The sequence below is a fragment of the Kitasatospora sp. NPDC051702 genome, assembly GCF_040681575.1.
Lineage (GTDB): Bacteria > Actinomycetota > Actinomycetes > Streptomycetales > Streptomycetaceae > Kitasatospora.
In genome coordinates, this window is sequence record NZ_JBFAZB010000028.1 from 24,934 (window position 1) to 51,783 (window position 26,850).

At 73.9% G+C, this 26,850-nt stretch carries 22 protein-coding genes; 8 read left to right on the forward strand and 14 right to left on the reverse strand.

Going from position 1 to position 26,850, the window contains the following annotated elements; translation table 11 throughout:
• Positions 1-100: 100 nt before the first annotated feature.
• Positions 101-619: a GNAT family N-acetyltransferase gene (locus tag AB0N04_RS22820; RefSeq protein WP_360210772.1), complete on the forward strand. Its 519-nt coding sequence runs from the start codon at positions 101-103 to the stop codon at positions 617-619.
• A 67-nt stretch (positions 620-686) separates the two neighbouring features.
• Here AB0N04_RS22820 and AB0N04_RS22825 read toward each other — a convergent pair whose 3' ends face one another.
• Positions 687-1,751, reverse strand: coding sequence for an aldose epimerase family protein (locus tag AB0N04_RS22825; protein ID WP_360210770.1), 1,065 nt, complete (start codon positions 1,749-1,751; stop codon positions 687-689).
• A 384-nt stretch (positions 1,752-2,135) separates the two neighbouring features.
• Complete coding sequence (locus AB0N04_RS22830; RefSeq protein WP_360210768.1) at positions 2,136-5,171, reverse strand: AAA family ATPase; 3,036 nt, start codon at positions 5,169-5,171, stop codon at positions 2,136-2,138.
• A gap of 332 nt (positions 5,172-5,503) precedes the next feature.
• Between AB0N04_RS22830 and AB0N04_RS22835 the strand changes: the two genes are divergently transcribed.
• From AB0N04_RS22835 to AB0N04_RS22845, 3 genes are all read left to right on the forward strand, one after another.
• Complete coding sequence (locus tag AB0N04_RS22835) at positions 5,504-6,451, forward strand: terpene cyclase (protein WP_360210766.1); 948 nt, start codon at positions 5,504-5,506, stop codon at positions 6,449-6,451.
• A gap of 381 nt (positions 6,452-6,832) precedes the next feature.
• Positions 6,833-8,356, forward strand: coding sequence for an aldehyde dehydrogenase family protein (locus AB0N04_RS22840; RefSeq protein WP_360210764.1), 1,524 nt, complete (start codon positions 6,833-6,835; stop codon positions 8,354-8,356).
• Positions 8,357-8,684: 328 nt separating this feature from the next.
• Complete coding sequence (locus AB0N04_RS22845) at positions 8,685-9,008, forward strand: nuclear transport factor 2 family protein (RefSeq protein WP_360210762.1); 324 nt, start codon at positions 8,685-8,687, stop codon at positions 9,006-9,008.
• A gap of 139 nt (positions 9,009-9,147) precedes the next feature.
• Here the strand turns inward: AB0N04_RS22845 and AB0N04_RS22850 are convergent, their stop codons facing one another.
• Entirely contained in the window at positions 9,148-10,368 is a 1,221-nt protein-coding gene (locus AB0N04_RS22850) for a serine hydrolase (RefSeq protein ID WP_360210760.1), read from the reverse strand.
• A 101-nt stretch (positions 10,369-10,469) separates the two neighbouring features.
• Here AB0N04_RS22850 and AB0N04_RS22855 point away from each other — a divergent pair, with 101 nt between their 5' ends.
• From AB0N04_RS22855 to AB0N04_RS22865, 3 genes are all read left to right on the forward strand, one after another.
• A complete protein-coding gene (locus AB0N04_RS22855; protein ID WP_360210758.1) occupies positions 10,470-10,988 on the forward strand; it encodes an NUDIX domain-containing protein in 519 nt (172 codons plus the stop codon).
• Between the two features lie 252 nt (positions 10,989-11,240).
• Entirely contained in the window at positions 11,241-12,005 is a 765-nt protein-coding gene (locus tag AB0N04_RS22860; RefSeq protein WP_360210796.1) for a TetR/AcrR family transcriptional regulator, read from the forward strand.
• Between the two features lie 129 nt (positions 12,006-12,134).
• Complete coding sequence (locus AB0N04_RS22865; protein WP_360210756.1) at positions 12,135-13,898, forward strand: hypothetical protein; 1,764 nt, start codon at positions 12,135-12,137, stop codon at positions 13,896-13,898.
• Between the two features lie 139 nt (positions 13,899-14,037).
• On the opposite strand, the gene AB0N04_RS22870 is transcribed toward AB0N04_RS22865, so the two are convergent.
• Entirely contained in the window at positions 14,038-15,081 is a 1,044-nt protein-coding gene (locus AB0N04_RS22870) for a TetR/AcrR family transcriptional regulator C-terminal domain-containing protein (RefSeq protein WP_360210794.1), read from the reverse strand.
• A 347-nt stretch (positions 15,082-15,428) separates the two neighbouring features.
• On the opposite strand from AB0N04_RS22870, the gene AB0N04_RS22875 reads away from it, so the two are divergent.
• Positions 15,429-17,699 (forward strand): glycoside hydrolase family 18 chitinase, encoded by a 2,271-nt coding sequence (locus tag AB0N04_RS22875; protein WP_360210754.1) that lies wholly within the window; start codon positions 15,429-15,431, stop codon positions 17,697-17,699.
• Between the two features lie 24 nt (positions 17,700-17,723).
• Here the strand turns inward: AB0N04_RS22875 and AB0N04_RS22880 are convergent, their stop codons facing one another.
• The 10 genes from AB0N04_RS22880 to AB0N04_RS22925 all read right to left on the reverse strand — a co-directional run bounded on the left by AB0N04_RS22880 (position 17,724) and on the right by AB0N04_RS22925 (position 26,687).
• On the reverse strand, positions 17,724-18,440 hold the full coding sequence (locus tag AB0N04_RS22880; RefSeq protein WP_360210752.1) for a spermidine synthase: 717 nt from the start codon (positions 18,438-18,440) through the stop codon (positions 17,724-17,726).
• An 85-nt stretch (positions 18,441-18,525) separates the two neighbouring features.
• Positions 18,526-19,644 carry a putative sulfate exporter family transporter gene (locus AB0N04_RS22885; RefSeq protein WP_360210792.1) on the reverse strand — a complete coding sequence of 373 codons (1,119 nt, stop codon included), beginning with the start codon at positions 19,642-19,644 and terminating at the stop codon, positions 18,526-18,528.
• Positions 19,645-19,657: 13 nt separating this feature from the next.
• Positions 19,658-20,239 carry a cysteine dioxygenase family protein gene (locus tag AB0N04_RS22890; RefSeq protein ID WP_360210750.1) on the reverse strand — a complete coding sequence of 194 codons (582 nt, stop codon included), beginning with the start codon at positions 20,237-20,239 and terminating at the stop codon, positions 19,658-19,660.
• Positions 20,240-20,326: 87 nt separating this feature from the next.
• Positions 20,327-21,232: a LysR family transcriptional regulator gene (locus tag AB0N04_RS22895; protein ID WP_360210790.1), complete on the reverse strand. Its 906-nt coding sequence runs from the start codon at positions 21,230-21,232 to the stop codon at positions 20,327-20,329.
• Positions 21,233-21,347: 115 nt separating this feature from the next.
• Positions 21,348-22,217 (reverse strand): amino acid ABC transporter permease, encoded by an 870-nt coding sequence (locus tag AB0N04_RS22900; RefSeq protein ID WP_360210748.1) that lies wholly within the window; start codon positions 22,215-22,217, stop codon positions 21,348-21,350.
• The gene (locus AB0N04_RS22905; RefSeq protein WP_360210746.1) at positions 22,214-22,858 is read right to left on the reverse strand and encodes an amino acid ABC transporter permease; all 645 of its coding nucleotides are present in this window, start codon (positions 22,856-22,858) and stop codon (positions 22,214-22,216) included. The genes AB0N04_RS22900 and AB0N04_RS22905 overlap by 4 nt, the downstream gene beginning before the upstream one ends.
• 12 nt (positions 22,859-22,870) lie before the next feature.
• Positions 22,871-23,776: a glutamate ABC transporter substrate-binding protein gene (locus AB0N04_RS22910; protein ID WP_360210744.1), complete on the reverse strand. Its 906-nt coding sequence runs from the start codon at positions 23,774-23,776 to the stop codon at positions 22,871-22,873.
• Between the two features lie 9 nt (positions 23,777-23,785).
• Positions 23,786-24,514 carry an amino acid ABC transporter ATP-binding protein gene (locus AB0N04_RS22915; protein WP_360210788.1) on the reverse strand — a complete coding sequence of 243 codons (729 nt, stop codon included), beginning with the start codon at positions 24,512-24,514 and terminating at the stop codon, positions 23,786-23,788.
• A 47-nt stretch (positions 24,515-24,561) separates the two neighbouring features.
• Complete coding sequence (locus AB0N04_RS22920) at positions 24,562-24,804, reverse strand: LapA family protein (protein WP_360210742.1); 243 nt, start codon at positions 24,802-24,804, stop codon at positions 24,562-24,564.
• A 110-nt stretch (positions 24,805-24,914) separates the two neighbouring features.
• Positions 24,915-26,687 carry an ABC transporter ATP-binding protein gene (locus AB0N04_RS22925; RefSeq protein ID WP_360210740.1) on the reverse strand — a complete coding sequence of 591 codons (1,773 nt, stop codon included), beginning with the start codon at positions 26,685-26,687 and terminating at the stop codon, positions 24,915-24,917.
• Between the last annotated feature and the right edge of the window lie 163 nt (positions 26,688-26,850).

Sequence of the window (26,850 nt, forward strand, 5' to 3'; positions counted from 1 at the left end):
GGCGCGGCCGGATGTCCGACTTGGCAGCAAAGCGCCCGGTACGGCATGGCCGAGGACACCACCCTGCGTGGCTGAAAAATGCTTGCAGCAGACTGGGTGCATGCAGATCAGAGCCGCCTCGAAGGACGAACTCCCCCTGCTGTGCGCACTGGAACGGGCCGCCGGAGCCCCGTTCGCCGCCATCGGCATGCCGGAGATCGCCGAGGACGAACCCCCGACCCCGGACGAACTGGCGCACTTCCTCGACGCGGGCACCGCCCTGGTGGCCCTGGCAGCGCCCGACGGCCCCGTCGTCGGCTACCTGCTGGCCGAGCCGGTGGACGGCGCCCTGCACATCGAGCAGGTGTCCGTCCACCCCGACCGGGCCCGCCGCGGCATCGGCCGGGCGCTGATCGAGCACCTCGCCGCGGGCACCGACGCCCCGGCGCTCACCCTCACCACCTTCGCCGACGTCCCCTGGAACGCCCCCTACTACGCGCGCCTGGGCTTCCACCCGCTCGCCGACCAGGAGCTCACCCCGGGCCTGCGGGAGATCCGCCGCAGGGAGGCCGAGCACGGCCTGGACCGCTGGCCCCGGCTCTGCATGCGCCGCGAGCTCGACGGGCGTCCGCACGCCTAGCCCTGGCAGCACGTGCCCGGCGCGCACCCCGCACGCCGGGCGCACGGGGCCCGCGGTGCGCGGGGTGCTAGTTGGTCCCGAAGCGCAGCACGGTGGTCGAGCGGAACTCCTCCCCCGGCCGCAGCACGGTGCTCGGGAAGGCCGGGTGGTGCGGGGAGTCCGGGAAGTGCTGGGTCTCCAGCGCGATCCCGGCGAACGGCCCGTACGGGACGCCGCTCGCCCCGGTGACCGCGCCCTGGAACTTGTTGGCCGTGTAGACCTGGACGCCCGGCTCGGTGGTCAGCACCTCCAGGGTGCGGCCGCCGACCGGCTCCTCCAGCAGCGCCGCCCGGACCGGGGGACCGTCCGCGGGGCGGGGGCGCAGCACCCAGTTGTGGTCGTAGCCGCCGGGACCGACCAGCTGCGGGTGGTCGTCGTGGACCGACTTGCCGATCGGCGTGGCCACGGTGAAGTCGAACGGGGTGCCCGCCACGGGTTCGGTGCGCCCGTACGGGATCTGCCGCTCGTCGGCGGGGGTGTACTCGTCGGCGTCCAGGGTGAGCAGGTGGCCGAGGACGTCGCCGCTGCCCTCCCCCGCGAGGTTGACGTACGCGTGGTTGGTCAGGTTGACCACGGTCGGCTTGGTGGTGACGGCGTGGTAGGCGATCACCAGTTCCCCGGCCGCGTCCAGGGTGTAGGAGACGGTGACGTCGAGCGCGCCGGGGAAGCCCTGGTCGCCGTCCGGGCTGTGCAGCCGCAGCCGGACGCCGCCCTCGGTCTCCTCGGCCTCCCACATGCGGTGCGCGAAGCCGTCCGGGCCGCCGTGGATGGTGACGCCGCCGCCGGTCGGGGCGAGCGGGTGCTCCTCGCCGTCGATGGTGACCCTGGATCCGTCGATCCGGTTGGCGTACCGGCCGACCACGGCGCCGTAGTGCCGGGCCGGTCCGAGCAGCTGGGCCAGCTGGTCGGCGGCGAGGAGCAGTTGGGCGGGCCGGCCGGCCCGGTCGGGCGCGGTGAGGGTGTGCAGGGTGGCACCGAGGGTGAGCACGCTCGCCTCGTACGGGCCGGCGGAGAGCGTCCAGCGTTCGATCGCGGCACCCGCGCCCGAGGGCTCCAGGGGGTGGTGCCGCACGCTGGTGGCCTCGCTCGCCATGGCCTGCTCCTCACTGGCGACCGCGGCGCGGCGCGGTCGCCCGGTTCCGGGTCCGTCCGGGGCCGCAGCGGCGCGGCGCCCCCGTGTGCGTCAGCCTAGCGACGGCCGCCCCCGCGGGGGCGCTCCTGCGCCCCCGCGCGCCGCCCGGACGCCCCCGCCCGCCGCCGCGGGACGTCCGTCGTACGTCACGTTCGGTAGCCGACCGCCGTCACCGAACGCCACCGTTCGGCGGTTCCGCAAGGCCCGGCGCGAGGCCCGGTGTGAAGGCCCCGCGTGAAGGCCCCGTGTGAAGGCCTGCCGCGAACGCCTGACGGGGGCACCCGCCACGGGCACCGGCCCCGCGCACCCGACGGGGCCCCGCCACGTCCGTCGCCCCGACTCGGCCTACGCCCCGGCCCCGTCCTCGGGCTCCCCCTCCGGCCGGGCGGTCTGCCGCGGCTGCACCGGCAGCCCGAGGGCGGAGGCGAGGCCGTCCGGCCCGCTGCCGGCCTTGCGGTAGACCGCGGCCAGCCGCCGGTTCACCAGGCTGAGGTGGACGCCGAGCTCCTCGGCGATCCGCTGCGGCGGCAGGCCCTGCACGGCCCGGGTGGCGACGTCCCACTCGGGCTTGCTGAGGGTCTCCCGGAAGTCGGCGAGCCCCAGCCGGTTGGGCCGCAGGCCGTAGTTGGCCAGCTCCCGCCGGGCCTGCTCGACGAGCCCCTCCGCCGAGCAGTGCTGCGCCAGCTCGATGCCCTGGTACAGGTACTCCTGGGCGTCCTCCAGCCGCCCGACCCGGCGCAGCGCGGCACCGAGGTCGACCAGCGCGACGGCGTGCTCGTACCCGGCCGGCGACTGCCCGAGGTGCATCACGGCCTCCTCCAGCAGCTCGACCGCCTGCTGGCCGTCCTCGATCTGGGCGTGCAACCGCAGTGCGGTGCCGATCGCGGAGGCGGTGCCGAAGGTGCGGGCGTCGTGAACGGCCTTCTGGGCGTACTCGCGGGCCCGGTCGGGCTCGTCGGCCGCGATCGCGATGGCGAGGTGGCCGGCCCAGGGCGCCCAGACCGTGTTGTGCCAGCCGCGGGCCTCCAGCTGGGCGCCGGCCTCGGTGAGCGCGGCGGCCGCACCGGCGTGGCGCTTCATGGCGATCAGCAGCTTGCCGTACAGCGAGGCCGCGTCGGGCAGCACCATCGCGGTGGCGTGGTACGGCGGCTGGAAGCCGAACGAGCTGGCGAGCTCCCAGGCCTCCTCGACCCGGCCGCGGGCGAGCAGGGTGTCCGCCAGGACGCCGACGGCGTCCCAGGCGAGCGGCAGCTTGGGGCCGATGCGCTCGGAGAGCCGCAGCGCGCGGCGCAGGAAGTCCTCGGCCTCGGCGAGCAGGCCGCGCCGGAAGCGGGCCAGCCCCATCAGGAAGTAGGCGAACCCGCGGTGGGCGCCGCTCCACCCGGCCACCTCGAACTGGATGATGGCGTCGGCGAACAGCCGCTCGGCCTGGGCGATGCGGTCGTTGTAGGTGTAGGTGAGGCCGAGCATGGAGGGCAGTTCGAAGCCCCAGGTGCTGTCGGTCCAGCCGAGGCCCTTGGGCAGCCGGCCGGCGTCGAGGACGGCGTCGGCGTGCGCCAGGGCGTCGACGGAGGGCTTGCCGCGCAGGGTGAGGTCCCAGGCGCGCATCGCGAGGACGGCGCGGTCGGCGGCGTCGCGGCCGGCGGCTTCGCGGCCGGCGAGTCCTTCGCACATCTCGCCGAGCCGGGCCGAGCGGCCGGGGCCGTCCTCCTCGGACTTGCGGAAGGCGTGCCACATGAACGAGGCGGCCTGGAGGCGGCGCCTGCCGTCCGGGTCGACGGTGTGTTCGGCCTCCTCCTGGCAGACCAGCGCGGCCTGCCGCAGTTCGCCACTGTGCGCGAGCACCTCGGAGAGCCGGAAGGTGGCGTCGACCCGCAGGGCGGGGCGCAGCGGCACCTCGTCGGGGTCGAGGGCGAGCTTGAGCTGGTTGACGGTGGCGACCGGGTCGGTGAGCAGCGCGGAGCAGCCGAGTTCGTAGAGCACCTCGGCCTTGAGGTCGTCGGCGGGCGGCTCGTTGAGCGCGCGGTGGAGGCAGCGCTGGGCGGCCTCGGGGGCGCCGATGAGCAGGTGTTCGGTGGCGGCGCGGCGCAGTTTGCGCACCGTCCGGTCGTCGCCCTCGCCGGAGAAGGTCTCGACGAGGTGGCGGGAGGCGGCGAGCAGGCCGAGTCCGGCGTTCTCGATCTCGGCGGCGGCGACGCCGTGCATGCCGGTGCGGGTGGCCTCCGGCATGGTGTTGTAGATCGAGCTGCCGATCAGCGGGTGGACGAACTCGAGGTTGCCGTTGGGGGTCTGGGTGAGCACGCGCTGCTTGCGCAGCTGTTTGATGGAGTCGCGGGCGCCCTCGGCGCTCTGGGTGGAGATCCGGGTGGCGAGGTCGACCCGGATGTCGGTGCCGAGCATCGCGCAGGCCCAGGCGAAGCGCAGGGTGGAGGCGCCGAGCCGGTCGAGCCAGCTCTTGAGGGTCATCCCGGTGGCGTCGACGGCGAGTTCGCGCAGCTGCTGGGAGTTCTCCTCGACGGGTTCGAGGTCCTGGTCGCGCACCTGGTCGAGCAGGACGACGGCCTCGAAGGGGTTGCCGTTGACGACGTTCCAGAACTCGTAGCAGAAGGCGTCCTCGGCCTTGTCCCCGAGTTCGGCGCGGATCATGTCGGTGACGGAGACCAGGGAGAGCCGGTTGAGCTCGTGCTTGCGGGTGGCGCGGCCGAGGACGTCCTTGCGGTGGTCCAGGATCCCGGCCGGCCAGTCGTTCTCGTCCTCGCGGAAGGCGAAGACCAGCAGGACGGGCAGTTCCCGGGAGCGGACGGCGAACTGGGTGAGCCAGGACAGCGACTCGGCGTCGGCCCAGTGCAGGTCGTCGACGATCATCACCAGCGGGGCCCGGCGCGGGGCGAGCTGGGTGAGGACGTAGTCGAGGCCGTCGCGGACGCCCTGCGGGTCGAGGCGGCGCGCGCCCGCCTTGGGCTGCTTGAGGCCCATGGCCGGTCCGACGACCTCCTCCCAGGTGCCCATGACCTGGCGGAACTCGTCGGCCTCCAGGCTGGTGAGGGCGGGTTGGAGGAGCTGGCGCAGCACGTGGTAGGGCTCTTTGAACTGGCGTTCGCCGCCGCGGGCGAACAGCACGGTGGCGCCCTCGCGGAGCTTGGCGATGCGGCGCACCTCGTGCAGCAGGCTGGTCTTGCCGATGCCGGGCCGGCCGGAGAAGGCGAGCAGTTCGCCGATCTCGGTGCCGCCGGCCGCGAAGTCGCGGCAGAGTTTGTCGACGGCCGCCTCGACGGAGCGCAGTTCGGCGTCGCGGTCGCGGAGCCTGGTCCGCGGTGCGGCGTTCTCGCCGTCCCGGACTGAACCGGCTCCCGCCCGAGACTCGTTGTACTGATCGGTCACCGTCGCGCCTCCGCCTCGCCGTTCGCGTCACAGCTCGCGTCACCGTTCGCTCACTGCTCGTGGAGCCGAGGTTAGCGCTGCGTGGCGCTCACCGTGGGGCATTCGCGCAGGCTGGGGCGGACGGTGAGGGTTCGGACGGCTTGCCAAGGGCAATTGCCCTATACCCCTAACGTCGGATCATTACATCAGATACCCTACGGCCCGCGAGGCGCAGATGATCTTGCGAATTCACCTTCGTCCCCGGAGCCTCGCCGCGTCAACTCCCCCCACATCCCCACCCGATCAACGCCCGAACCACAAGCGCCCCCACCCTCCGCTGCACCGGGAGTCCGATGTCTGACGACACCTCACTTCAGATTCCGTTCCCGCACCGCCGCAGCCCGCACGGCCCGAAGGCCACCGCGCTGCACCGCGCCTGGCTGACCCGCCACCCGCTGCTCCCCGACGTCGACCACCCCGGCTACGCGCACTGGGACGTGGTCGACCTCGCCGCCCTCGGCTACCCCGACTCCGGCCCGGAGGAACTCGCCCTCGCCGCCGACCTGATGGGGTTCTACTTCCTCTTCGACGACCAGTTCGACGGCCCGCTCGGCCGCCGCCCCACCGAGGTCGCCCCCATCTGCGAACGACTGATCGCCGTCCTCCACGGCGCCCGCCCCGACCAGGGCTCGCCCGTCGAGACCGCCTTCGCCGACCTCTGGGACCGCAGCGTCCGCGGCATGCCCGCCCGCTGGCAGGCGCGGGCGGCCTACAACTGGGAGTGGTACCTGGCCAGTCATCCGGCCGAGGCCGCCGGACGGATCTCCACCCGACCGCCCGACCGCGACGGCTACCTCGTGCTCAGACGGGGCACCGCGGCGATGGAGACCATCTTCGACATGGTCGAGCGCCTCGGCCAGTTCGAGGTGCCCGCCGCCGTCCTGCACCACCCGGTGCTGCGCCAGATCCGGCAACTGGCGGCCGACATCCCCTCGCTCAGCAACGACGTCCGGTCCCTCCCGCTGGAGGCCCCGCGCGGCGACGTCAACAACCTGGTGATGATCGTCCAGCGCGAGCGCCGCTGCTCGGCCGAGGAGGCCTGCGCGGTCGTGCTGGAGGAGGCCCAGCTGATGGTCGGACGCTGCCACGAGCTGCACGGCCGGCTGCCCGACGTCTACCGCGAACTGGGCCTGTCCCGGGTCGAGCAGCGGATAGCGCAGCGGTACGCCGACGGGCTGCTCACCTGGCTCGCCGGCTACCTGAGCTGGGAGTCCCGCACCGGGCGCTACCACGAGGTCTGACCGCACCGGGCGATCCCGCCGACCCGGGGGCGGCGGGCCACACACCCCGCTCCGCGCGCGTCGGCGCCGCACCGCGCACGGCCCGCCGCGTGGCACCGCACCGCGCGGCGCCGCACCGTGTGGCACTGCACGGTCTGCGACCGCAACGACCGGGGCCCACAACGGCCGGAACGCACACCCTCCGTACGGGGCTCCCGCACGGACCGTAGCCGCACCCGCGTCCGGCGGCTATCGTGCTCGGCGGCGGACGCCCCGGCGGGCGCCGCCCCGAAGTGCGTGTCCGACCCCTCCCGCCGGAACGCCCCCAGCCGGGGCGTTCCGGCGAGCCGCCCGCGCCGCGCGCTCCGGGCGGCGCCCGACGTCGCGAGGAGACACCCGAGCATGACGGTCTACCAGCCCCCCGGCAGCCCCGGAAGCATCGTCGCCTACCGCTCCCGGTACGAGCACTGGATCGGCGGCGGATGGACGCCGCCGGTGCGCGGCGAGTACTTCGGCGACCCGACGCCCGTCACCGGCGAGGTCTTCACCGAGGTCGCCCGCGGCACCGCCGAGGACGTCGAGGCCGCGCTGGACGCCGCCCACGCCGCCGCCCCCGCCTGGGGCCGCACCCCGCCCGCCGAACGGGCCCTGGCCCTGCTGCGGATCGCCGACCGGATGGAGGCCAACCTGGAGCAACTGGCCGTCGCGGAGAGCTGGGAGAACGGAAAGCCGGTGCGCGAGACGCTGGCCGCCGACCTCCCCCTCGCGGTCGACCACCTGCGCTACTTCGCCGGCGCGCTGCGCGCCCAGGAGGGCGGCCTCTCCCAGCTCGACGAGGACACCGTCGCGTACCACTTCCACGAGCCGCTCGGCGTGGTCGGCCAGATCATCCCGTGGAACTTCCCGATCCTGATGGCGGTCTGGAAGCTCGCGCCCGCGCTCGCGGCCGGCAACGCCGTGGTGCTCAAGCCCGCCGAGCAGACCCCGGCGTCGGTGCTGCTGTGGGCCGAGCTCACCGCCGACCTGCTGCCGCCCGGCGTGCTCAACATCGTCACCGGGTTCGGCGAGGAGGCCGGCGCCCCGCTGGCCTCCAGCAGCCGCGTCCGCAAGATCGCCTTCACCGGGGAGACCACCACCGGCCGGCTGATCGCGCGCTACGCCAGCGACAACCTGATACCGGTCTCGCTGGAGCTCGGCGGCAAGAGTCCCAACCTGTTCTTCGGGGACGTCGCCGACGCCTCCGACGCCTTCTACGACAAGGCCGTCGAGGGCTTCGCGATGTTCGCCCTCAACCAGGGCGAGGTGTGCACCTGCCCCAGCCGCGCGCTGATCCAGTCCTCGGTCTACGACCGGCTGCTCGCCGACGGCCTGGAGCGGGTGCGCGCGATGCGCCAGGGCGACCCGCTGGACACCGAGACCCAGGTCGGCGCGCAGGCCAGCGCCGAGCAGCTGAAGAAGATCCTCTCCTACTTCGAGATCGGCCAGGCCGAGGGCGCGAAGGTGCTGGCCGGCGGCGAGCGGGCCGACCTCGGCGGGGCCCTGGCCGGCGGGTACTACGTGACCCCGACGGTCTTCGAGGGCGTCAACAGCATGCGGGTCTTCCAGGAGGAGATCTTCGGGCCGGTCGTCTCGGTCACCCGCTTCGAGGACTTCGCCGAGGCGATCGGCCTCGCCAACGACACCCAGTACGGGCTCGGCGCCGGCGTCTGGACCCGAAACCTCAACACCGCCCACCGCGCCGGGCGCGCCATCCAGGCGGGCCGCGTGTGGACGAACTGCTACCACGCCTACCCCGCACACGCGGCCTTCGGCGGCTACAAGAACTCCGGCATCGGCCGGGAGAACCACAAGGCGCTGCTGGAGCACTACCAGCAGACCAAGAACCTGCTGGTCAGCTACTCCCCCGACGCGGTCGGCCTCTTCTAGGGCGCAGCGCGCGCTCCCCGCTCCTCCCGCTCCCCCGGGATCGGCGGAGCGGGAGGCCGCTCCCGGCCTCCCGCTCCGTCGCGCCACTCCCCGTGGCCCGCGCCGGGCGCCCGTCCGGACGCCGACGCCGTGCAACCCCCTCGATCGGGCGACCCGCGGCCCGGACTCCCCCGGTCAGGAAGCGCACCGCCCGGCAAATCACCCTTTTCGGGATCTAAGCACATGAATCCTCGATTTTCGTGACGCGCCGCCGACATGCCCGGACGCGCCCGGCGAACGCCTTAGACAGGAGTCCCGCACCCGACTTCCAGGAGCCCAGGAGCCCCCCATGACCATCGCCCCCGCCAAGCTCTCCGACCCGATCGTGCGCGCCTTCGTCACCGCGGTCAACGCCGGGGACCGGGCCGCCTTCCTGGCCACGCTCACCCCGGACGCGACCATGTCCGACGACGGCTCGGACCGTGATCTCGACCAGTGGATCGACAAGGAGATCTTCACCGTCCGCGGCCGGATGGACGTCCAGTCCGAGTCGGACGGCGGGCACGCGCTGGTCGCCGCCTTCACCAACGAGACCTGGGGCGAGATGCGCACCGCCTGGCGCTTCACCGTCGCCGACGGCCGGATCAGCCGCTTCGAGACCGGCCAGGCCTGAGCCGTCCGCCCACCCGCCGGCCCGGGCACGGCCCGGGCCCCGGCCCTGCCGCTGCCCCACCGGCCCCTGGCCACCCGCCCCGCCGGCCCGGGCCCCGGCCCTGAGCGGCCCGCGGCCCGGGGCCCGTCCGGTCCGGGTGTCAGACCGGCAGCCCCAGGCAGCCCCGCACCGCGCGGATCAGGTTGCGCGAGCGGATGTCCCCTGTGACACCGGGCTGCATGCCGTTGGTCACGTAGCCGAAGCCCAGCCCGAGCTCCGGATCGGCGAAGCCCAGCGAACCGCCCCGGCCCGGGTGGCCGAAGCTCGCCGGGGAGGCCATCGGCGCCGTCGGGCCGTGCCGCCAGAACCCCAGGCCGAAGGTGGAGTTGACGATCAGCACCCGGTCCGGCCCGCTCACCGCCGGCCCGACGGCACGGGTCAGCACCTCGGGGCCGAGCAGCGGCGGCAGCAGCGCGCCGGAGCCGTCCGGGCGGTCCGCGGCGCCGATCAGCGCCGCGTAGAAGCGGGCCAGCGAACGGGCCGTGCCGATGCCGCCGGCCCCCGGGATCTCGGCGGCCTGCACCGCCGGGTCGTTGAGGTCCACCCCGGGGAGCACCGAGGCGAAGGACCGCGCGGTCAGCGAGGCCGGGTCCTGGTAGGCGTCCCGGACCGACTGCTTGGGCCGCAGCCGCAGCCCGCTCGGCCCCGTCCTGGCCTCCTCCGGGGCGGGCAGGTCGACCAGCCGGCCGACCCGGGGCGCGGCCCCGGCCGGCAGCCCGATCCACAGGTCCAGCCCGAGCGGCCGGGCCACCTCGTCGGCGAAGTACCGGCCGACCGTCCGCCCGCTCACCTGCCGCACCACCTCCCCGACCAGCCAGCCGAAGGTGTACGGGTGGTAGCCGTGCGCGGTGCCGGGCTCCCAGGCCGGTGCCTGAGCGGCGACGGCGGCGGCCGCCCGCTCCCAGGTGAGCACGTCCTCCAGCCGCAGCGGCACGTCCAGCGCCGGCACCCCCGCCTGGTGCGACAGCAGCCAGCGCACCGGCACCCCGCCCTTGCCGGCCGCCGCGAACTCGGGCCAGTACGAGGACACCGGAGCGTCCAGGTCGAGCAGGCCGCGCTCGGCCAGCAGCAGCGCGGTGGTCGCGGTCAGGCCCTTGGTGACCGAGCGCAGCACCTGCGCGGTGTCCGCCGTCCAGGGCACCGCGGGAGCGGGCCGCCCGCCGACCTCCGGCCGGGCGTCACCGCCCCACAGGTCGACCACCTTGCGGCCGCGCACGTACAACGCGAAGGCCGCCCCCAGTTCGCCGTACGCGTGGAAGTTCCGCGCGAAGGCCTCCCGTACGGGCTCGAACCCCTCGGCCGTCTCGCCCCAGATCTCCACCGCGCGCCATCCTCAGACTGTCCGGTTGCTCCGCCTGCCACCCGCGTTCGACCTGCCGCAGGAGCGTTCGAGACGGGCCCCGAAACCCTAACCTGTCCGTCATGACCAACCCTGCCGAAGACCCTGCCGAAGAACTGCTGGACGTCGTCGACGAGCACGACCGGGTGATCGGGACCGCGGTGCGCGGGGAGGTGTACCGGCTGGGGCTCACCCACCGGTCCGTCTTCGTCCTGGTCCGCGACCGGGCCGGGCGGATCTTCGTCCACCGCCGCACCGACACCAAGCTGTTCGCCCCGGGCGCCTACGACATGTTCGTGGGCGGCGTGGTCGGCTCCGGCGAGACGTACGCCGACGCCGCCGTCCGCGAGGCCGAGGAGGAGCTCGGCGTGCACGGGATCGAGCCGCGCCCGCTGTTCAGGTTCCTGTTCCGGGAGGACGACCTCTCCTGGTGGTGCGACACCTACGAGGCCGAGTGGGACGGCCCGGTCTCGCCGCAGGAGTCCGAGGTCGCCTGGTACGGCTGGCTCACCCCCGCCGAACTCGCCGACCGCCTCACCCGCGACGACTTCGTCCCCGACGGCCGCGAGGCCTACCGCCGCTACCTGGAGCTCCGCGGCTAGGGCCCGAGGGGGGAGGCGGGCACGGTCGCGGTCGCCACGCCCGGGAGGCGCCCGCCACCGTGCCGGCCCACCCCCGCCCCCGGCGCCATGGGCCCCGACCGGCCCGACGGATAGGGTGGCCGCATGGCCTCCCGCACGCCGTCTCCCACGACCGCCCGCGCCGAACGGACCCCCGCCCCGGACCGCTCCCCCGGCCGGACCGCGGACCGGAACCCGGACCGGACCGCGGCGGGCGAGCGGCCCCGCCGGCGGCTGAGCGTGGACGAGCGGCGCGAGCAGCTGATCGCCGTCGCCCTGGAACTGTTCAGCCGGCGCCCGCCGGAGGACGTGTCCATCGACGACATCGCCGCCGCCGCGGGCGCCTCCCGGCCGCTGGTCTACCACTACTTCCCCGGCAAGCAGGCCCTGTACGAGGAGTCGCTGCGGCGGGCCGGGCGCGAGCTCTCGGCGCGCTTCGAGGAGCCCTCCGACGGGCCGCTGTCCGAGCGGCTGCACCGGGTGATGGGCCGCTACCTGGACTTCGTGCAGAGCCACGGCCCGGGCTTCGCCGCACTGCTGCGCGGCGGCTCGGTCGCGGCCAGCCCGGACACCTCGGCGGTGATCGACGAGGTCCGGCGGGCGGCCCACGACCAGATCCTCTCCCACCTCGCCATCGCCGCCCCCAGCCCCGGGCTGCGGCTGACCGTCCGGGCCTGGATCGCCAATGCCGAGATCACCTCGCTCGAGTGGCTGGCCGACCGCTCGGTGCCGCTGGAGGAGCTGCAGCTTCACCTGGTCCAGGAGTTCGTCGCCGCCCTCGTCCTCACCGCCGCGCGGGAGCCGGCGCTCGCCGCCGAACTCGCCGGGTTCCTGGCCACCGAGCGGCCCGACGGCCCGACCGGGCGCCTGGTGCGCGAGCTCGCCGCGCTGTTCACCGTCCCCGGGATGACCGAGGCGGTCACCGCCCTCGCCGCCGCCCCGGCGGGCGAAACGTCACCGCAGGCCACGGAGGGATCCGCCGCGGGCCCCGTCGGGTGATCCGCGGGTTCGGCACCGACAGCGGGCTCTGATAGGAATGGGCGGGGATCCGGCGGCACGCCACTGCGGGCGGGCCAGGACCGACCCTAACCAGCGACCGCAGACGGAGCAGAGCGGGGGGCTCACCAGTTGACCCAGGACGTCCAGTTCAGCGCGGAGGCCAACCCCTTCGCGGCGGCGGAGCAGGTCTGCGCGACCCTCGGCACACTCACCGACGCCCTCTTCGACGAGCACACCACCCGCCACCCGGCGGGCTCCCTGAGCGCCCTGCGCCCGGCCGAACACCCCGCCGCCGAGGCACTGTTCGGGCTCCCGCTGGCCCCCAACGGCCCGGTGCACGCGGCCCTGGACGGGCTCGGCACGGTGATCACCGCGGGCACCGGCCGCCCCGGCACGGGCGCCCGGGTCGCCGAGCGGGTGACCACCGCGCTGCACCACCGCTACGGCGGCGGCGCCGTGCGCGGAGCGATCGCCGACCGCGGCACCACCTCGGCCGCGCTCTTCCAACTGCCCGTCACCGGCGAGTTCGCCGACCCCAAGCTGCGGCCGCCGTTCGCCCCGGCCCTGGCCGCGCTCGCGGCCGGGCAGCAGACCCGCCAACCGGTCGAACTGGCCACCGGCGCCGGCGCCGAGGTGCGCCTGGTGGTCCCGCCCGGCTTTCACCCCCTGACCTCCCCGGGCGGCCCCGCCGGGGTCTCGGCCCGTACGGTGCCCGCGCCGACGGGTGCGGCGGCCGGCGACGACCCGGCCACCGTCGCGGCGGCCGAGGAGCTGACGGCGCACCTGGCCGAGGTCGCCGAGGAGCTGTTCAGCGGTGGCGGCGCGCAGCCGCGCCGCGACTTCGCGGTCATCGCGGCCACCCTCGCCGACCTCGTCCACGACGCGGGCGCCGTCTACGCGGGCGTCTGCGCCCTGGAGGTCGAAGACCGCGCCTCCGAGGCCGCCCTCGTCGTCTCGCTCGCCCGGCACCCTCAGCCGATCACCGCGCTCGCCACCGAACTGGCCACCGTCCGTCGGCACGCCGAGGTGTGGACCGTCCTGCTGCCGGCCGGACCGGCCGCCGTCCTGGTCGAGGGGCGGACCGCGCCGGTGCCCGGGCCGCTGGCCGGCGACGGGCAGCGGCGCTGGGTGGTCACCTCGGCGGTGGAGGCCTTCGTCCCGCTGCCGGACGGCGGCACCGTGCTGTGCGTCCAGCTGTCCACCGCGCAGCCGGAGGACTGGGAGCTGTACACGGAGGCGTTCGCGGAGCTGCTGAAGAGCGTGCAGTTCGGCTGGGACGGGGAACCGGCCCGGACCTCCGCCGGCACCCCCGCGGCCGCCCCCGACGCCGCCGCTGCGGTTGCGGCTGCCGCCGCCGACCCCGTCGTGACGGAACCCGAGCAGGCGCCGGTGGGCGGGCGCGGCACGCCGGTGCTGGTCCCGCCCGCGGACTTCGACCCCTTCGCGCCGGTCGCGGACGCACCGGTGGCCGACGCCGAACCGCAGGAGCGGGCTCCGCGGAAGGGCACGCCGGTCATGATCCCGCCGCCGGACTTCGACCCCTTCTCCCCCGAAGCCGTCGCCTCCCTGCTGAACGACACCCCGGCCCCGGTCGCGGCCGCCCCGGCCACCGACCCGTTCGGCACCGTGACGGCGGAACGCTCGGACCCGTTCGGGACGACGCTCGCGCCGCAGGGCCCGGCCGTCCCGCCGCCGCCCTCCGCGCCACCGACCGTGCCCGCCCCGGCGGCCCCTGCGGCCCCGGCGGCGGAGGCGCCCCGCAAGGGGACCCCGGTGATGATCCCGCCGCCGGACTTCGACCCCTTCTCCCCCGAAGCCGTCGCCTCCCTGCTGAACGACACCCCGGCAGCCGACCCCTCGGCGAGCACCCCGGAGACCAGCCCCTTCGGCTGAGCCCGAGCATCCGGGGAGCGGCGAACAGATAACAGATGACAGCGAACAGATAACAGATTTCGAAATCTGTTATCTGTTCGCTGTCATCTGTCGGCTGTCATCTGTTCGCAGCCGGCTGTCGACGGCCACCTGCCGCCCCTCAGCCGTTCGCCGCCCCGGCCCGGCGCTCGATCACCACGCCGATCCCGTCGAGCATCCGCGCCATCCCGAACTCGAAGAGCGCATCCAGCCCCAGGTCGACCTCCGGCCCCCGGGTGAGCTCGTCGAACATCGGGAAGCGCTCCGGGTCCGCCAACAGCTGATCGTGGTCCTCCCCCTCCAGCCGGTCCATCCACTCGTCCGCCGACATCCCGCTGTCCTGCTCGGCCTGCGCCTCCCGCTCGAAGTGGACGGCGAGCCCACAGACGAAGGCCGCCAGCGCGACGGAAGCCTGGGCCGCCTCCTCGACACTCAGTCCGAGCCCCGCCAGGGCGGCCAGCGACCGCTCGGTGTGCACGGCCGCGTCGGGCGCCAGCACCGGCCGGGTGAACGACATCGTCGAGGCCAGCCAGGGGTGGCGCCGGTAGATGCTCCACTGCAGCCGCGCGACCTCCTCCAACCCCTCCCGCCAGCCTCCGGGCAGCCGGTCCGGCAGCGGCTGCTCGCGGAAGGCCTCGTCCATCATCAGCCGCAACAGGTCGTCCTTGCGGGGCACATGACGGTAGAGCGACATCGTCGCGGCGCCGAGTTCCGTCGCGACCCGGCGCATCGACAGCGCCGCGAGGCCCTCCGCGTCGGCCACCCGGACGGCCGCCGCGACGATCCGCGCCCGGGTGAGGTCCCGCTCGCCACCACCCCGGGCCCGCCGCACCCCGACGCCCGCACCGCTGCCGGCGGCGCCCCGCCCGGCCTCCCCCTCGACCCCCTCGGCCCCCTCGGCCCCCTCGGACTGCCGCCCTGCCGCCCGCGACGTGGACGAAGCACCACCCGGCCCGACCACCACCGTCCCCACCCCGGGAACGGCCCGGACCAGGCCCTCCTCCCGCAACCGGGTGAGCACCCTGGTCGCGGTGGCCATCGCCACGCCCCACTCCCGGGTGATCCGCCGGGTCGAGGGCACCCGCGCCCCGGGCGCCAGCTCCCCGCAGGCGATCCGCCGCCGCAGTTCCGCCGCGATCCGCTCCGACGGCGTCCCGCCCTCCACCACGCCCACCACTCCTCCGCCCTACCACCCGGCCCGGCTCCACGCCGCACCGCACATCCGACACCTGACGCCGCACACCGCACACCGCACACCGCACACCGCACACCGCACTAGTGCACCAGCCCGTCCGAGGCTAGCACCCACCCACCCCACCCAACTGGTACAGACCTATTGCGAGTTGGCGACCGGCTCCCTACCCTCGGGAGCACAGGACCCTCCGCGCACCCCGACGGCCCGAGGCTCCGTCCCGGCCGCCCCCAGGCCGGGCTCCCGCACGCACCTGCCACCTCCCCACAGGTATCGGGGCATCCGGGCCCCTCCGGCCGCCCCGGGACAGGAGCCACTCCATGCGCAGACGTCGGATCAGACTGCCGCTGCTCGCGGCCGGAACCCTGCTCGTCCCGATGCTCGCCGTCGCCCTCCCCCAGGCGTCCGCGAGCGCCGCCGGCTCGGCCACCGCCACCCTCACCAAGGGCAGCGACTGGGGCAGCGGCTACGAGGGCTCGTACACGATCACCAACGGCACCAGCGCCCCGCTGAACGGCTGGACGCTGGAGTTCGACCTGCCCGCGAACAACACCGTGGCCTCGCTCTGGAACGCGACGTACACCACCGCGGCCTCGCACGTGACGGTGAAGAACCCCGGCTGGGCGAGCCCGATCCAGCCCGGCGGCACCTACGGCCTGGGCTTCAACATCGCCTACTCGGGCAGCTACCAGCCCCTGCTGAACTGCAAGTTGAACGGCAAGCCGTGCGACGGCGGCGGAAACGACCAGACCCCGCCGAGCACTCCGGGCGGCCTCCGCTCGACCTCCGTGACGCAGACCTCGGTCGGGCTGGCCTGGGCGGCCAGCACCGACGACGTGGGCGTCACCGGCTACGACGTCTTCCAGAACGGCGCCAGGGTGGCCACCACCGACGGGTCCACCACCGCCGTCACCGTCAACGGCCTGACCGCCAACACCGCTTACCAGTTCACCGTGCAGGCCTTCGACGCCGCCGGCAACCGTTCGGCGGCCGCCGGCCCGGTCAGCGTCACGACCCAGCCGACCACACCGGACAACCAGCCGCCGACCACCCCCGGCACCCCGACCGTCACCGGCTCCGACTCCAGCAGCATCTCGCTGAGCTGGGCGGCGAGCACCGACAACGTGGGCGTGGTGGCGTACGACGTCTACGCCGGCACCGCCCTCGCCGTGACCGTCACCGGCACCAGCGCGACGGTGGGCAACCTGGCGCCGAACACCTCGTACACCTTCACGGTGAAGGCCCGCGACGCGGCCGGCAACGTCTCACCCGCCTCCGGCCCGGTCACCGCCGCGACCAAGCCGGGCGGCGGCACCCCGGGCGGCGCGCTGAAGATCGGCTACTTCAGCCAGTGGAGCATCTACGCCCGCGGCTACAGCGTGAAGCAGTTGGACACCTCCGGCTCGGCGGGCCGGCTCACCACGCTGAACTACGCCTTCGCCAACATCCACCCGACCACCAAGCAGTGCTTCATCACCAACAAGGCGGCCGGCAACGACTCCGACCCGAACGCGGGCGACGGCGCCGGTGACGCCTGGGCCGACTTCGGCAAGGGCTGGGACGCGGGCAACTCGGTGGCCGGGACGACCGACACCTGGGACCAGAAGCTGGCCGGCAACTTCAACCAGCTCAAGCAGCTCAAGGCGAAGTACCCGAACCTGAAGATCCAGATCTCGCTGGGCGGCTGGTCCTACAGCAAGTGGTTCTCGGACGCGGCGAGTTCCGACGCCTCCCGCAAGGCGCTGGTCAGCTCCTGCATCGACATGTACCTCAAGGGCAACCTGCCGGTGATCGACGGCCGCGGCGGTCCGGGCAGCGCGGCCGGCATCTTCGACGGCATCGACCTCGACTGGGAGTGGCCGAACTCCGACGGGCACACCGGCAACATCTTCCGGCCCGAGGACAAGGCCGACTACACGCTGCTGGCCCAGGAGTTCCGCCGCCAGCTGGACGCGCTGGGCGCGACCACCGGCAAGCACTACACGCTGAGCGCCTTCCTCCCCGCCGACCCGGCGAAGATCTCCGCCGGCATCGACGTCCCGGGCCTGTTCGGCGCGTTCGACTTCGCCACCATCCAGGGCTACGACTACCACGGCGCCTGGGAGATGACGACCAATCAGCAGTCCGCGCTGAAGGTCGCGGCCGGCGACCCGAGCACCCCGGACCGCCGCTTCAGCTCCGAGATCGCCATCAACGCCTACGTCAACGGGGGCGCCCCGAAGAGCAAGCTGACACTGGGTATCCCGTTCTACGGCCGCGGCTGGACGGGCGTGCCGCGCGGCAGCACCAACGGCCTGTTCCAGAGCGCGACCGGCCCCGCACCGGGCAGCTACGAGAACGGCTTCGAGGACTACCACAAGCTCAAGGACATGGCCACGAGCGGCGGTTACACCCTCTACCGGGATCCGGTGGCCGGCTTCGCCTACATCTACAACGGCACCGTGCTCTACACCTACGACGACCCGACCGAGATCGCCCGCAAGACCGCCTGGATCAAGGCGCAGGGGCTGGCCGGCGCCATGGTGTGGTCCTTCGACGGCGACACCGCCGGCGGGGAGCTGATGGCCGCGGTGGACAACGGCCTCAAATAGCGCCCGCCGCGGCGCGGCGCGCGGTCAGCCCGCGCGCCGCGCCAGGTGGACGACGTCCGGCACGCCCCGGCTGACCGGGATCTCCAGGGTCGCGACGCCGGAGAAGCCGGCCGCGCGCAGCGCCTCCTCGAACGCCGCGGAGGGCTGCGCGCTCCACACCGCCAGGACCCCGCCCGGCTGCAGCCGGTGCCAGAGCACCGCGAGGCCGTCCGCGCCGTACAGTCCGGCGTTGGAGTCGGTGACGGTCCAGTCCGGGCCGTTGTCGATGTCCAGGCAGAGCGCGTCGTAGCGCTCGCCGTCGGCCGCGGCCAGGTACTCCAGCAGGTCGGCGTGGAGCACCCGGACCCGCTCGTCCTGCAGCGCGCCGGCGGAGAAGGCGCCGAGGGGCCCGCTCCGGTGCCAGTCGATGACGGCGTTCTCGCGCTCGACGACGGCGATCCGCCCCCAGCGCGGTTCGGCCGCCGCGTGGGCCAGCGAGAAGCCGACCCCGAGGCCGCCGATCAGGACGGACGGCCGCCCGGCGGTGGCGCCGTCGGCGGTGCGGTCCAGTTCGTCCAGCGCCGCCTGGATCAGCAGCCGCTCGGAGCGGCCGTCGGCGGTGTCCATCAGGAAGCACCCGTTGGCGATGATCTCGAAGTGCCGTCCGCGGCGGCGCAGCACCACCTCTCCGAACGGGCCCTCCCGCCGGTCGACGGTGCTGACGGCCTCGCGAGCGTCCCGTTCGGGCAGTGCGGTGGACATACGTCTTCCTCAGCGGACTCGGGTGCAGGAGCGTCCCGGCGGACGAGTACCCGCCCGACAATAGCCGAGTCCGCCGCCCCACCCGTCAGGTCGTGATCAGCACCCCCGCGTACGAGACGCCGGCGACGACCACCCAGGAGCCGAGCCCGAGCAGGGCGATCCGGCCGCCGGTGCGGGCCATCGTCGGCAGGTGCACGGCGCTGCCGAGACCGAACAACGCGGCGGCCAGCAGCAGCTCCTGGGCGTCCCCGGCCAGGGTGAGGGCGTGCTCCGGCAGCACCCCGGTGGTCCGCAGGACGATCATCGCGAGGAAGCCGGCCACGAACAGCGGGACGATCGGCGGGCGCTTCGCACCCATGGCCGTTTTGTTACCGGCATGTCCACCGATGCCCGCCTCGTCCCGCCCGGACGGTTCGTCCTGCCCGTCCCGCCCGGCCGCCGGCGAGCCCCAGCGGGACCGGCGCCGCACCGCGACGGCCACCCCGGCCACGAGCGGCGCCAGCAGCACCACGCGCATCAGCTTGACCAGGACGGCCTCCCGCAGGGCGCCCGCCCCGCCGGTCTGGGCGGTCGCGACGACCTGCCCGACGTCGTGGACGCTCGCGCCGACCCACCGCCCGAACTCCAGCTCCCCGAGCCCGAGCGGCTGCTGGAGCAGCGGTAGCACGGCGATCGCCAGCGTCCCGCACAGGGTGACCAGGGCCACCGAGGCGGCGACGTCCTCCTCCTCGCTGCCGGCCGCCTGGCTGACCGCGCCGATCGCCGAGGCCCCGCAGATCGAGTACCCGGTGGCGACGAGCAACGGCTGGTCGCCGGGCAGTCCGAGGCGGCGGCCCAGCCACATCGTGCCGGCGAAGGTGGCCGCGACCACCGCGAGCACCATCGCGACGGTGGCCCAGCCGAGGCCGAGCACGTCGTCGAGGCTGAGCTTGAGTCCGAGCAGCACGATGCCGAGCCGCATCAGCCGCTTCCCGGCCGTGGACAGTCCGGGCCGGGCCACCCCGCGCACCACCGGGCGCAGCCCGGGCAGGTGTGCGGCGGCCATGCCGAGCACGACGGCGGCGGTGAGCTTGGGCACCGCGGGCACGGCCGCGTGGACGGCCAGCGCGGCGGCCACTCCGGCGGCGGCGAGCAGCAGCCCGGGGGCGTCGCCGCCGAGCGGGGGGAGCGAGCGGGTGCGGGTGGCCCGCTCCCTGATGGTCAGCGCCACGCCGGCCTCACTGCTGCTCGTCGGCGGGCAGCCGGTAGACGCGCCGGATGCTGGTGCCGAGCCGCGAGACGTCCGCGCCGTACACGTGGATGGAGATGGCGGTGGTGCTACAGGCGTTGCGGACCAGGTGGATGTCGCCGGGCGGGGCGAAGGCGGCGACGGTGCCGGCCGGGCCGGCGACGTGCTCGGTCTCGACGAGCCGGGCGGTGCGGCCGTCGGAGACCAGCCGGTAGCGGGTCTCGCTCTCCTGGCCGCGGTGGACGCCGGCCACGCACCAGGAGACGTGGTCGTGGATCGGGGTCTGCTGGCCGGGCAGCCAGACCAGGGCGACGACGGAGAAGCTGCCGTCCTCCTCGGCGTGCAGGACGTGCTGGCGGTAGCGCTCGGGGTCGCCCTCGGTCTGCTCCGGGGTCAGCAGCGCGTCGGGCCCGTGGGGGTCGGCGTGCAGGTGCGGGGCGAGGCGTTCACCGACCAGGTAGGCGGTGAGCTCCGGAGGCAGGCCGCGGTCGACGACGGCACGGATCTCGCCGATCAGGGCGGTCATCCGCTCGGTGAGGTGGTCGCTGCCGACCGTGGCTGAGGGTGTCATGGCAGCAGGTTCGACCGAACCCACCTATCACGTCCAACGAGGGTTCTTAAGCTCTCCCCCAACTACAGCTTATGGAATCGGTCGCCCTCAGCACCCCACCCGGCTCGCCGCCGCCTGCCGCAGGTGGTCGAGCACCAGCCCGGTGGCCGGGATCCGCCGGTGCTCGCGCAGCACGTACGCGCTCACCTGCCGCCGCAGGTGCGGCTCGACGGCCCGCCCGGTGACCTTGCGGTGGCACATGAAGGAGAGCACCAGCGCCGGCATCAGCGCGATGCCGACGCCCGCGGCGACCAGGCTCTGCACCGCCAGGTTGTCGTCCGTCGAGAAGACGATGTCCGGTGCGAAGCCCTCCTCCGCGCAGACGTGCAGCAGGTTGGCCCGGCAGCGCGGGCACCCGGCGATCCAGCGCTCGCCGTCGAGGTCGGAGAGCCGGACGGCGTGCCGGCGGCCGAGCGGGTGCCCGACCGGCAGCAGCACGGTGAGCAGGTCCTCCATCAGCGGGATCTCGTCGACCCCGTCCGGCACCTCGGTCGCGGCGCCCGGGTAGCGGAAGGCCAGGGCGATGTCGCACTCCCCGCGCAGCAGGCGCTGGACGGACTCCGGCGGCTCGGCCTCCAGCAGTTCGACCCGGACTCCGGGGTGCTCGGCGAGCAGCCGGGCCATCGCCTCCGGTATCAGGGTGGCGTTCGCGCTGGGGAAGGCGCAGACCCGCACCCGGCCGGCGCGCAGCCGGGCGAGGGCGGCGAGCTGCTGCTGGGCGGCGGAGAGGCTGCCGAGGATCAGTTCGGAGTGCCGGGACAGCGCCTCACCGGCCTCGGTGAGCCGCAGGCCGCGCCCGGCCCGGGTGAACAGCGGGACGCCGACGGTGCGTTCGAGCGCCTTCATCTGCTGGGTGATGGCGGGCTGGGTGTAGCCGAGCTCGCGCGCGGCGGCCGAGTAGGAGCCCGCTCTGACGACCTCGTGGAACGTCCTGATGTGCCGTGAGTCGAACACCGGCTCCATGGGCCCTCCGTCGGGTCGTCGTCCAGCCTCCGCAATCATAAGAGGAAATTGGAGACGCCCGGCCGATCCCCACCCGCACCTATGGTTCCGCGGAGAACCAGGGCCCTCACTGCTGCACGGAGGGCGGCAGACCCATCGCCACCTCGGCCTTGGCCACCGGTGCGCCGCCCCGGGCGCTCGGGCTGCGCCGGCTGCGGCGCTCGACCCAGCGGGCGAACCAGGAGAGCAGCAGGCACATGCCGATGTAGACCGGTGCGATCACCATCACCACCGGGATGAACGGCAGGTCGTAGTCGAGGTTGGTGGCGATCAGCTTGCCGGCGTGCAGGAACTCCTCGTAGGTGATCAGGAAGCCCAGCGAGGTGTCCTTGAGCGCGACCACCAGCTGGCTGATGATGGCCGGCAGCATCGCCCGGTTGGCCTGGGGCACCAGCACGTAGGCCATCACCTGGGTCTTGCGCATGCCGAGCGCGAAGGCCGCCTCCCGCTGCCCCCTTGGCACGGCGAGCACCCCGGCCCGGAGCACCTCGGCCAGCACCGAGCCGTTGTACAGCACCAGCCCGGTCACCAGCGCCCACAGCGGCGGGGCCTTGAGCGCCACGAAGACGAAGAAGATCATCACCAGCAGCGGCATGGCCCGGAAGAACTCCACCACCAGCGTGCAGACCCAGCGCACCGGCCGGTGGTCGGACAGCCGGCCGGCGGCGAACAGCGCGCCGAAGGGCAGTGCCAGGAGCACCGTCCAGCCGAAGGCCTTGAGGGTGTTGCCGAGGCCGCGCAGCAGCAGCTCCTGGACACCCCGGTACTGGAAGGCCGTCCACTTCTCGTACGTGAACTGCTGCGTGTGGAAGAGCATGTAGACGATCCAGCCGATCAGCGCCGCGATCAGCAGCAGCGCGATCCCCCCGTACAGCCGGTGCCGGGCGAGCGCCCTGGGGCCGGGAACGTCGTACAGCGCGGAGGATTCGACCGTCATCGCGACACCGCCACCCGTCGTTCCAGCAGGTTGAAGACGAGGCTGACGGCCAGCGTGATGATCAGGTAGCCGACGGCGATCCAGACGAAGGTCCAGACGATGCCGTAGCCGAGCTCGTTGATGGTCCGGTAGGTGCCGAGCAGCTCGGTGACGCTGAACGAACCGGCGATCGCCGTGTTCTTCGCGAGCGCGATCATCACACTGCCGATCGGGGCGACCACCGACCGGTACGCCTGCGGGAGCACCACCAGGCCCATGGTCTGCCCGAAGCCCATCCCCAGGCTGCGCGCCGCCTCCCCCTGCCCGGTCGGCACCGTGTTGATGCCCGCGCGCATCGCCTCGCAGACGAAGGCCGAGGTGTAGCAGCCGAGCGCGGCCACCGCGAAGGTGAAGAACGGCAGCGTGATGTCGAAGCGCGGCAGACCCAGCACCACGATGAAGAAGAGCAGGGTGAGCGGCGTGTTGCGCAGCAGCGTCACCCACACCGCCCCGAACACCCGCAGCGGCCTGACCGGCGAGACCCGGAAGCCCGCGATCAGCACGCCCAGCACCAGCGACACCGCGGCGCTCACGAGGAAGAGCTGCAGCGTGCCGAGGAAGCCCTCCCAGTAGGTCGACCAGTTGTCGATCAGCGTTTTCACGGCGCGGCCCTCTCAGTACCGGTCGATCGGCGGCGGGGTCGGCGCCGGCACCCCGGACAGGCCCAGGGTGGCGTCGTAGGCCTTCCGCCAGTCGCCGTTCTGCTCGTGGCGGGCCAGCGCGTCGTCGAGCGCGTACCGCAGCGCGGTGTCGCCCTTCGGCGTGCCGATCCCGTACGGCTCCCGGGAGAACGGCTGGCCGACGACCTTGAGCTCGTCCGGCACCTTGGCGGCGTAGCCCATCAGGATCGTGTCGTCGGTGGTGACGGCGTCGACCTGGCCGGTGATCAGGTTGTCCACGCAGGCCGAGTAGGTGTCGTAGCCGATCAGCCGCGCCTGCGGGTACTGCGACTGGATCCGCTGGTACGGCGTCGAGCCGGCCGCCGAGCAGACCTTCCGGCCGTTCAGGTCCTCCGGGCCGTGGATCCTGTCGTCGTTCCGGCGCACCAGCAGCGACTGCCCGGCCAGGTAGTAGGGCCCGGCGAAGCCGACCAGCTTCTTCCGGTTGTCGTTGATGGTGTAGGTGCCGACGTAGTAGTCGACCTGCCCGTTCTGCAGCGCGGTCTCGCGGTTGGCGGAGGCGATGGTCCGGAACTGGATCCGGTCCGGCGCGAAGCCGAGGTCGGCGCCGACCATCTTGGCGATCTCGATGTCGAAGCCGGAGTACTCGCCGGTGGCCGGGTTCTTCGAGCCCAGGTACGGCTGGTCCTCCTTGGCGCCGACCACCAGGTGGCCGCGGGCGCGGGCGGCGTCCAGCGTCGGCGAACCGGTGACGGCGGCGGCGTCCTGCACGGGGTAGCCGGGCAGCGCACTGGCCTGCGGGCCCTTGGGCGGCGGGGTCCCGGGCTTGCCGCAGCCGGCCGCGGCGGCGGTCAGGAGGGCGGTCAGGAGGGCGGCGGCGAGCCTGGTCTTCCTCGTCACGGCGCCGCCTCAGTGCTTGAGGATCTTGGACAGGAAGTCCCGGGCGCGCTCGCTCTCCGGAGCGCCGAAGAAGTCCTCCGGGGTGCGGTCCTCGACGATCCGCCCGTCGGCCATGAAGACCACCCGGTTGGCGGAGGCCCGGGCGAAGCCCATCTCGTGGGTGACCACGACCATCGTCATGCCCTCGTGGGCGAGCTGGCGCATGACGTCCAGCACCTCGTTGATCATCTCGGGGTCGAGCGCGGAGGTCGGCTCGTCGAAGAGCAGCGCCTTCGGGTCCATCGCCAGGGCCCGGGCGATCGCCACCCGCTGCTGCTGGCCGCCGGACAGCTGGGCCGGGTACTTGGCGGCCTGCGCCTCCAGTCCGACCCGCTCCAACAGCGCGCGGGACCTCGTGTCCGCCTCCGTCCTGGACCGCCCGCGCACCTTGACCTGGGCGAGCGAGACGTTCTGCAGCACCGTCTTGTGCGCGAACAGGTTGAAGGACTGGAACACCATGCCGACCTCGGCCCGCAGCCGGGCGAGGCCCTTGCCCTCCTCGGGCAGCGGCTCGCCGTCGATCAGGATGGTGCCCGCCTCGATCGGCTCCAGGCGGTTGATCGCCCGGCAGAGCGTGGACTTGCCGGAGCCGGACGGCCCGATGACCACCACGACCTCGCCGCGGCCGACGGTCAGCTCGATGTCCTGCAGCACGTGCAGGTCCCCGAAGTGCTTGTTGACGCCGCGCACCTCGATCAGCGGTGCGAAGCCCGCGGGTCCCGCCGGGTCCGGACCGGGTCCGGTGATCACCGGTCGCGACGCCCCTTCAGCAGCCAGCCCAGCGCCGCACCGGCGACCAGGGTGGCCAGGAGCGCGATCCACAGCGGTGCGGTGACGGTGAAGACCCAGAACTGGATCTGCACCCGGTCGAGGTTGGCGAACAGGAACCACACCGCGAGGACGACGATGACGCCGATCCCGATGTAGCGGGTGGGGACCCCACCGATCTCGCTGCGCTTGGAGGACGATCCGTCCGAAATCTTGGTCACCGGAGCAGTCTGCGGGCGCCGGTGCCGATTTGCCCGGTTACGCGCCCTTGCGGGTCGGCGAGTAACCCGTACGGGGCAATCCCGCCCCGTACGGGTTTACCGCGCCGCCGCTACCGTTCGTCCCGCCAGGAGCGCCACAGCGCCGCGTACGGGCCGCCGGCCGCCACCAGCTCCGGATGGCTGCCGTACTCGCTGATCCGGCCGCCCTCGACCACCGCGATCACGTCCGCGTCGTGCGCGGTGTGCAGCCGGTGCGCGATGGCGATCACCGTGCGGCCCTCCAGCACCCGGGCGAGCGAGCGCTCCAGGTGCCGGGCGGCCCGCGGGTCCAGCAGCGAGGTGGCCTCGTCCAGCACCAGGGTGTGCGGATCGGCCAGCACCAGCCGGGCCAGGGCCAGCTGCTGCGCCTGCGGCGGGGTCAGCGCGGTGCCTCCGGAGCCGACCTCGGTGTCCAGGCCCTCGGGCAGCGCGTCCACCCAGGCGCCGGCGTCCACCGCGTCCAGCGCGGCCCGCAGCTCGGTGTCCCTCGCCCGCGGCGCGGCCAACTGCAGGTTGTCCCGCAGGGTGCCGACGAAGACGTGGTGCTCCTGGTTCACCAGGGCGACCTCCGCCCGGACCCGCTCGGCGGGCATCCGCGACAGCGCGGCCCCGCCCAGCGTCACACTGCCGCGCCCGGGGGCGTAGATCCCGGCCAGCAGCCGCCCGAGGGTGGACTTGCCGGCGCCGGACGGCCCGACCAGCGCGACCCGGCTGCCGGGGGCCACGTCCAGGCTGATGCCGTGCAGGACGTCGGCGCCCTCGCGGTAACCGAAGCGGACGTCCCGGGCCTCCACCCGGCGCCCGTCCGGACGGGCCGACTCGTCGCCCTCGTGCGGCTGCACTTCGCGGACGCCGACCAGCCGGGCCAGCGAGGCCTGCCCGATCTGCAGCTCGTCGTACCAGCGCAGGATCAGGTCGACCGGGCCGGTCAGCATCTGCGCGTAGAGCACCCCGGTGGTCAACTGGCCGACGGTGATCCAGCCCTGGAGGGTGAACAGGCCGCCGAGCACCAGGGTCGCCAGCACCGCCGAGGCGTACACCGCGTCGATGGTCGGGAACCAGAGCGTCCGCAGCCACAGCGTGTAGCGCTCCCAGGCCAGCCACTCGCGCAGCTTGCGGTCCGTCAGGGCGATCCGCTGCTCCCCCAGGCGCAGCGCCTCCACCGTCCGCCCGGCGTCCACCGTCTCGGCCAGCACGGTGTTCACCGCGGCGTACCCGGCCGACTCGTTGCGGTAGGACTGCGGTGCGCGCCGGAAGTACCAGCGGGAGCTGGCCAGCAGCAGCGGCAGCCCGACCAGGGAGGTGAGGGCCAGCAGCGGGGAGGTGACCAGCAGGGCCCCGAGCACCAGGAGCAGCGAGACGACGGCGACGGCGAGCTCGGGCACGGCCTCGCGCACCGACTTGTCCAGCCGGTCGACGTCGGTGGTGCCGCGGGAGACCAGGTCACCCGTGCCGGCCCGCTCCAGCACGCCGGTGGGCAGCGCGACGGAACGGACCAGGAAGTCCTCGCGCAGGTCGGCCAGCACCCGCTCGCCGAGGACCGCGCCGCGCAGCCGGGACCAGCCGGTGAAGGCGGACTGCACCACCAGCGCCAGCAGGTACCAGGCGACCGCGGTGGCGACGGCGGCCCCGGCGGTGTCGGTGGCCAGCGACTCGACCAGGGCGCCGAGCACCCAGGGCCCGACCAGCCCGGCCAGGGTGGCCACCGAGTGCAGGCCGACCACCGCGGAGAAGCCGCGGCGGTGGCGCCGGGCGAGCAGCCGCAGGTACTCGCGGACGGCGGCCGGGGAGCCGACCGGCAGCGTGGTGGCCGGCCCCTGCTCCTGCTGGACGGGGGGCTTCATGACGTGCTCCTCAACGGTTGGTCCGATCGAACGGACGGCTCGACACGGTCGGCCCGGTGACCACGGTCCCCGCCGGCGGAACGGGCGGAACGGGCAGGGCAGGCAGGACGGCGGGCACGGGCGGGCCGCCCCGAAGAGCCGGACGGCCCGGCGCCCGGGCGGC

Excerpts from the sequence above, each read along its gene's own strand:
- AB0N04_RS22820 (WP_360210772.1), top strand. The coding sequence starts at position 101 with ATGCAGATCAGAGCCGCCTCGAAGGACGAACTCCCCCTGCTGTGCGCA.
- AB0N04_RS22825 (WP_360210770.1), bottom strand. The coding sequence starts at position 1,751 with ATGGCGAGCGAGGCCACCAGCGTGCGGCACCACCCCCTGGAGCCCTCG.
- AB0N04_RS22835 (WP_360210766.1), top strand. The coding sequence starts at position 5,504 with ATGTCTGACGACACCTCACTTCAGATTCCGTTCCCGCACCGCCGCAGC.
- AB0N04_RS22840 (WP_360210764.1), top strand. The coding sequence starts at position 6,833 with ATGACGGTCTACCAGCCCCCCGGCAGCCCCGGAAGCATCGTCGCCTAC.
- AB0N04_RS22845 (WP_360210762.1), top strand. The coding sequence starts at position 8,685 with ATGACCATCGCCCCCGCCAAGCTCTCCGACCCGATCGTGCGCGCCTTC.
- AB0N04_RS22855 (WP_360210758.1), top strand. The coding sequence starts at position 10,470 with ATGACCAACCCTGCCGAAGACCCTGCCGAAGAACTGCTGGACGTCGTC.
- AB0N04_RS22875 (WP_360210754.1), top strand. The coding sequence starts at position 15,429 with ATGCGCAGACGTCGGATCAGACTGCCGCTGCTCGCGGCCGGAACCCTG.
- AB0N04_RS22880 (WP_360210752.1), bottom strand. The coding sequence starts at position 18,440 with ATGTCCACCGCACTGCCCGAACGGGACGCTCGCGAGGCCGTCAGCACC.
- AB0N04_RS22890 (WP_360210750.1), bottom strand. The coding sequence starts at position 20,239 with ATGACACCCTCAGCCACGGTCGGCAGCGACCACCTCACCGAGCGGATG.
- AB0N04_RS22900 (WP_360210748.1), bottom strand. The coding sequence starts at position 22,217 with ATGACGGTCGAATCCTCCGCGCTGTACGACGTTCCCGGCCCCAGGGCG.
- AB0N04_RS22925 (WP_360210740.1), bottom strand. The coding sequence starts at position 26,687 with ATGAAGCCCCCCGTCCAGCAGGAGCAGGGGCCGGCCACCACGCTGCCG.